Source organism: Shigella sp. FC1967 (assembly GCF_001743005.1).
Taxonomy (GTDB): domain Bacteria; phylum Pseudomonadota; class Gammaproteobacteria; order Enterobacterales; family Enterobacteriaceae; genus Proteus.
Map to the genome: position 1 here is coordinate 1 of NZ_MIIZ01000641.1, position 5,946 is coordinate 5,946.

The window sequence follows — 5,946 nt, forward strand, 5'->3', positions numbered from 1 at the left end:
TAAAAAAGCCATTCATATTGAATGGCTTTTCGTTTAAATAAGGGGGGTTAGTCACACTGTACTTTGATTGCGAGACCACCGCGTGATGTTTCGCGGTATTTAGCATTCATGTCTTTACCTGTTTCGTACATGGTTTCAATGACTTTATCGAGAGAAACGCGAGGTTCGCTGGTACGACGAATTGCCATACGTGCGGCATTAACGGCTTTAACTGAAGCAATAGCATTACGTTCAATACAAGGCACTTGAACTTGACCTGCAACAGGATCACACGTTAACCCCAGATTGTGTTCCATACCGATTTCAGCGGCAATACAGACTTGCTCTGGACTTCCACCTAATAATTCAGCAAGACCCGCCGCAGCCATTGAACAAGCGACGCCAACTTCGCCTTGGCAACCTACTTCAGCACCTGAAATAGAAGCATTCATCTTGTAAAGAATGCCGATTGCGCCAGATGCTAAAAAATAGCGTAAATAGGTTTCTTGTGTAACGGGTTCGATGCAACGATCGTAGTAAGCTAATACAGCAGGAACGATACCACAGGCGCCATTTGTTGGTGCGGTTACAACGCGTCCACCTGCTGCGTTTTCTTCATTTACAGCCAGTGCAAACATATTGATCAGATCAACCACTTTCATTGGATCGTTTGATAGGCTGTTGCTTGATGTTAATAAGCGGTTTAATGCGGCTGCACGACGAGGTACACGTAATGGTCCTGGTAATACGCCTTCTGTATTTAAACCGTGTTCAATACACTCTTGCATTGTTTTATAAACATCAGCGAAGTAAGCATTAATTTCTGCTTGAGTATGGAGATCCAGCTCATTTTTCATCATTAAGCTAGAAATAGATAAACCTGTTTCTTTACAGTGTTTTAATAACTCTTCTGCGCTCGCATAAGGGTATGATACAGGCTTGCTATTTAATGTTGATTTACCGAAGTTTTCTTCATCGACGATAAAACCACCACCAATAGAGTAGTATGTTTTTCTATAAACTTCTTTGTCGCCCGCAAAAGCATGGATTGTCATACCATTTTCATGTAATGATAAGTTGTCATTGCTGAAATGCATGCTTTCTGCTGGAAAATCAACTACTTTTAAGCCATTTGCTAGTGGTAGCTTGCCAGTTTCTTCCACTTCGCGAATAAAACCGGGAATGCTATCAATATCGACAGTAGCTGGTGCATTACCGGCTAACCCCATAATAATTGCGATATCAGTATGGTGACCTTTGCCTGTCAAAGACAAGGAGCCGTAAACATCAACAGCTACACGAGTGACAGACGCAATCAATTCCTGGCTGACTAAATCATCGACAAATTCTTTACCCGCTTTCATTGGCCCTACGGTGTGAGAGCTAGATGGTCCGATGCCCACTTTAAACATGTCGAAAACGCTAATCACGTCAGACTCCTTAATAATAAGAGAGAGGGTTAAAAAGAATAAAATATAGTTATTTATAGTAAAGGGATCGTTTTTACGATTATATCGTCCCGTTAATAATGTAGTTTACAACATTTTTTTTAAAAATAGCTAAGTAGAGTTGTGAGAGCGGTGATAAAAAGCACTGGATGAATATAAAATAGCGCATTAAGTAATATGTAGAGCGAGTTTGTGCAAAATAGCGGCGGTTAATCCCCAGACGAGATGCCCATTATAAGGATAAAAATAAATACGATGATTTTCACCAGAACGATGAAAATCTAATGGTTGATAATGTTGTGCATTAAGTACATGGCTGAGTGGCATTTCAAAGATAGAGGCAACTTCAGCCGGGTTATGACGTAACGGTAAACCCGCAGGAATAACACCGACAATAGGCGTAACTAAATATCCGCTAGAACTTTGCAAAGGAGCTAATTGACCAATAACGGATACGGCATTAGGTGGAATAGCGACTTCTTCATGTGCTTCTCTTAGTGCAGTTGCAATAAGGCTGCTATCTTCAGGATCACGTTTACCGCCGGGTAAAGCGACTTGCCCTGCATGAGAGCGTAGTGTTGATGCACGCTCAGTTAATAATAATGTTGGGCTAGGTTTATTGATAATCGGCAGCAAGACGGCTGCGATTTTGGGGCATGAAGAGGCTGATTTACCTTTTCATTTGGTAACGTGAGTTGAAAGCGATTAATAAAAGTATCAATGGGTGTCATCGATAGTAGACTCACTTAAAACAGTTAATATTTGACCAAGTTTATCGAATGTTTCTTGGTATTCTTTTTCAGCAACGCTATCAGCAACAATACCACCACCAGCCCAGCAGTAAATTTTATTTTTTTCAGTCAATAAAGTACGGATGCTGATATTGGTATCCATGGTGCCACAAAAACTGATATAACCAATTGCGCCACAGTATCCATGGCGACGATGGGGTTCAAGCTCCTCGATAATTTCCATTGCTCTGATTTTTGGGGCGCCTGTGATAGAACCACCGGGGAAAGCCGCTCTTAATAAATCAGTTGCTGTTAAATGAGAAGGCAATTGTGCGGTAATCGTACTCACTAAATGATGTACTGCAGGAAAACGCTCAACAACAAATAACTCTGGCACTTTTACTGAGCCTGTGACTGCAACTTTACCAATATCATTACGCATCAAATCTACAATCATTAAGTTTTCAGCGCGATCTTTACGCGAATTTGCTAATAATTGGGCTTGTTCATCATCTTCTTCTGGTGATGATTTACGCGGTAGTGTTCCTTTTATTGGGCGTGTTTCTATTTTATTATCAGCTAAATGAATAAAGCGTTCAGGTGAAATACTCATCACAAAATTGTTGGGTAAACACATAAAAGAAGAGAATGGTGCTTTATTTGCTTGATTTAATGTTAAGAATGCACTCCATTCACTACCTGTATAGTTTGCAGAAAAACGCTGAGCCAAATTAACTTGATAGCAGTCACCCGAAAGTAAGTATTGATGAATTTTAGCAATTTTCTCGTTATATTCATCACTACTGATGTTTGACTGCCAATCACTTGTTAAGGTGAATGGCGAATCGAGCGCTGTGGATGTTTGGCTTTCTAACCACTGTAAACGCTCATCAATATCGTGATAGCTAATCAAAGTCGCTTTTTTTAAGTGATGATCGACAATAAGGGCCCAGTCATAAATACCGATTGCCATATCTGCGAAATTAAGTTCATTTTTCGCGATTTCAGGTAGGTTTTCAAAACGACGTCCTAAATCATAGCTCCAAATACCTAAAGCACCGCCTAAAAAAGGTAATGACTCATTATATTCTGGGTGAAAATGGAATTGTTCTAACACAGATTGAATAAGCGTGAAGGGATCTTTTTTGGAACGTTTTAGTGTGCCGTTTTTTTCTTTAATTGTTGTTGTTTGCTTGCGAGTTTCTAAGGTCACAACAGGATCAGAGACAACAATATCAAAACGATTATGAGGATGTTCGGCAAAGCCAGAATGAAGTAAACTAGACCAAGGCAATGACGCAATAGGGGAAAATACTCGCAAGGCTAGCTCAGGGGTATACGTTAATTCGCGTTGTTGTAATTGCATATCCATCTTATGACCATGTAAACAAAGTGTGTTGTATTATTCGCACAAAATTGTAATCAAACAGATTACATTCATGTAAATCTAAAATAGACGTTAATAAAGATAAGAGTAACATTATGTTTCTAGGAATGCCTACATTAACACATGAAGAGCAGCAAAAAGCAGTAGAAAAAAATTCAATCTCTAATGGCTGAGGGAATGAGCAGTGGAGAGGCAATTCAGTTAGTTGCTCAAGAATTAAGAGAGAAACATACAACCCGTGAATCTGTTTCTATCGTTTTTGATGATGAAAATGAATAAAACATTTTTTTAACAAGTGTCACAATTGTGTTATTACCCATGTGCTATGCTTAATGGAAACACATCCTGTTTTAAAGGATATTTTCGGGAGGTTATATGAAATTAAGCAAGTTTGTTGGTCAAATAGGGATACTTGGAGCAGGTCTTTTACTTGCTGTTTCTTTTGGAGCATCTGCAGAAAGTATCGAAAATGTTAATAAAGATATTGTACGTTCTGCTCCCTTTGCGAGTTGCGTTAATTTAGATAATAATCAACTTGTTACAAGAGTAAAAAAATGATTATTTACAAAATCGTTTACCGCGTTGGCAAGATGATAAAAATGCATTAGGACCAAAACCTGTTGCAAGTATTAATGCTAATGAAATTATTAAAATGGATAATAATTATCAGATGGTATTGAATGTCAGAGGGGCGAGAACAGATCTTCGTTACAACGTTCAAGTTAATTGTGATAATAATACCATCACTTATGTTTCTCCTAAATAATAGATAGGTGATAGTAAGTTATAGCTAATTAATTGAAAAGAAAAAGAGATAAACCTAGGTTTATCTCTTTTTTTACCACTATCAAAATAATGGAAAATTGTGGGCTATTTTTTTACCGGTGGTTCATAAGGTAAACGAGTATAGTGTTGGCTTCTTGCACGATAAAATGCGAGTCTTTCTTGAAAGAAGGCTTGAAATGCTTGAGGTTGTTCTCTTAAAACGACCTCGGCGACAACGGGCATATTATAAATGGCGGCACTCAGTCAGGGAAATGATCAGTATTTTCGATTCACTTCGCGATTAAATCGTCTCGTTGGTGAGAAAGCAGAAGGTAAAAACGTCGATTTTACACAAGCACAACGGGCGATGGAAAATATGGAGAAACAGATTGCATATATGAAATCTGTTTCTCCTGGGCCGATGGATGAAACAGTATCAAAAGAACTAATGGATGTATGGCAAGCGCTTTTTGAACAAGGCGTAAAAAAGCAGATGGAATTAGCACTCAATGGGACTATCGAGCAATATACACATCATGCAAAAAATGTAACTCCAGCATTGAGTCGTGAATTAGGTAATGTGAGTGAAAAGTTTAATAATGTTGCAAATATAAAAATTGATAGCACTATTGAAGAGGTGAATCAGCTTATTGAAGTGACGCAATTTGTTATTATCATTAGCGCCATTTTAGGGGGCGTTATTCTGATCCTCACTGATCGCTATTTAGTTGCAATGTTACAAAAACCACTCGAAAGTATTCGCCAACATTTTGTGAAAATTACAAAAGGTGATCTGAGTCAGCCACTAGAGCCTTTTGGTAATAACTGTGCTGGGCGATTAATACCATTATTAAATGATATGCAAAATAATTTGCATGAAGCAGTAAGTACGATCCGAATGGGAAGTGATAGTATTTATCGTGGTGCATCTGAAATTGCTAAAGGGAATAACGACTTGGCTTCTCGTACCGAAGAGCAAGCAACGGCATTGGAGCAAACAGCAACAAGTATGGAAGAGATAACCGCTGCTGTTAACCAGAATATGAAACATGCTTATCAAGCGAGAGAATTGGCTGAAGCCGCATCAGTGACTGTTGAAATAGGTAATGAATTAGCTGAATCTGTTGTAACGACAATGGATGGGATTTCTAATAGCGCAAGTAAGATTGCAGATATCACCAATGTTATTAACAACATTGCATTTCAAACAAATATACTCGCTTTAAATGCATCGGTAGAAGCGGCAAGGGCAGGAGCACACGGACGAGGATTTATGGTGGTCGCCAATGAAGTCCGTAATTTAGCTGGAGATAGTGCCAAAGCCGCTAAAGAAATTGAAGTCCTTATTGCTGATTCTACAACGCGTGTAAAAAAAGGTGCAAGATTAGTGAGTGACATGGAAAAAACGATGGAAGATATCCTGACAGGCGTTAAACAGGTAACATCAATAATGAAAGAAATCTCTATTGCATCTGAAGAGCAAAGTAAAGGTATTGGTCAAGTGAGTGTGGCTATTACTCAAATAGATGGTGTAACACAACAGAATGCCTCTTTAGTTGAACAAGTTTCAGCGGCAGCTATTTCATTAGAAAGACAAACAGAAGAATTACAGTTATCGGGTGCAAAAGTTCCATCT

Annotated in this window: 6 protein-coding genes and 2 pseudogenes; 4 read left to right on the forward strand and 4 right to left on the reverse strand. The window is 38.6% G+C overall.

All coding sequences use genetic code 11. The features are described 5' to 3' along the window. Nucleotides 1–47: 47 nt before the first annotated feature. The 3 genes from BHE89_RS08330 to pabB all read right to left on the reverse strand — a co-directional run bounded on the left by BHE89_RS08330 (nt 48) and on the right by pabB (nt 3,530). Nucleotides 48–1,409 (reverse strand): L-serine ammonia-lyase, encoded by a 1,362-nt coding sequence (locus BHE89_RS08330; protein ID WP_069367596.1) that lies wholly within the window; start codon nt 1,407–1,409, stop codon nt 48–50. Nucleotides 1,410–1,595: 186 nt separating this feature from the next. Further along, on the reverse strand, nt 1,596–2,063 hold the full coding sequence (locus BHE89_RS08335) for a CoA pyrophosphatase (protein ID WP_286138799.1): 468 nt from the start codon (nt 2,061–2,063) through the stop codon (nt 1,596–1,598). 81 nt (nt 2,064–2,144) lie between these two features. Next, on the reverse strand, nt 2,145–3,530 hold the full coding sequence (pabB, locus tag BHE89_RS08340; RefSeq protein WP_069367594.1) for an aminodeoxychorismate synthase component 1: 1,386 nt from the start codon (nt 3,528–3,530) through the stop codon (nt 2,145–2,147). 110 nt (nt 3,531–3,640) lie between these two features. Between pabB and BHE89_RS08345 the strand changes: the two are divergent. The 3 genes and pseudogenes from BHE89_RS08345 to BHE89_RS25360 all read left to right on the forward strand — a co-directional run. After that, nucleotides 3,641–3,824: pseudogene (locus tag BHE89_RS08345) on the forward strand (YoaH family protein). Nucleotides 3,825–3,920: 96 nt separating this feature from the next. Next, entirely contained in the window at nt 3,921–4,103 is a 183-nt protein-coding gene (locus BHE89_RS25355; RefSeq protein ID WP_286145994.1) for a hypothetical protein, read from the forward strand. A gap of 52 nt (nt 4,104–4,155) precedes the next feature. Then, nucleotides 4,156–4,311, forward strand: a pseudogene (locus BHE89_RS25360) (YebF family protein); the annotation flags it as partial. A gap of 104 nt (nt 4,312–4,415) precedes the next feature. Here BHE89_RS25360 and BHE89_RS08355 read toward each other — a convergent pair. Beyond that, nucleotides 4,416–4,553 carry a DNA polymerase III subunit theta gene (locus BHE89_RS08355; protein WP_128860400.1) on the reverse strand — a complete coding sequence of 46 codons (138 nt, stop codon included), beginning with the start codon at nt 4,551–4,553 and terminating at the stop codon, nt 4,416–4,418. A 7-nt stretch (nt 4,554–4,560) separates the two neighbouring features. On the opposite strand from BHE89_RS08355, the gene BHE89_RS08360 reads away from it, so the two are divergent. Next, nucleotides 4,561–5,946 (forward strand): methyl-accepting chemotaxis protein (locus BHE89_RS08360; protein ID WP_286145995.1); only part of this gene is annotated, 1,386 nt, incomplete at its 3' end.

Coding starts and splice junctions, on each gene's coding strand:
- BHE89_RS08355 (WP_128860400.1), bottom strand. CDS start 4,553: ATGCCCGTTGTCGCCGAGGTCGTTTTAAGAGAACAACCTCAAGCATTT.
- pabB (WP_069367594.1), bottom strand. CDS start 3,530: ATGGATATGCAATTACAACAACGCGAATTAACGTATACCCCTGAGCTA.
- BHE89_RS25355 (WP_286145994.1), top strand. CDS start 3,921: ATGAAATTAAGCAAGTTTGTTGGTCAAATAGGGATACTTGGAGCAGGT.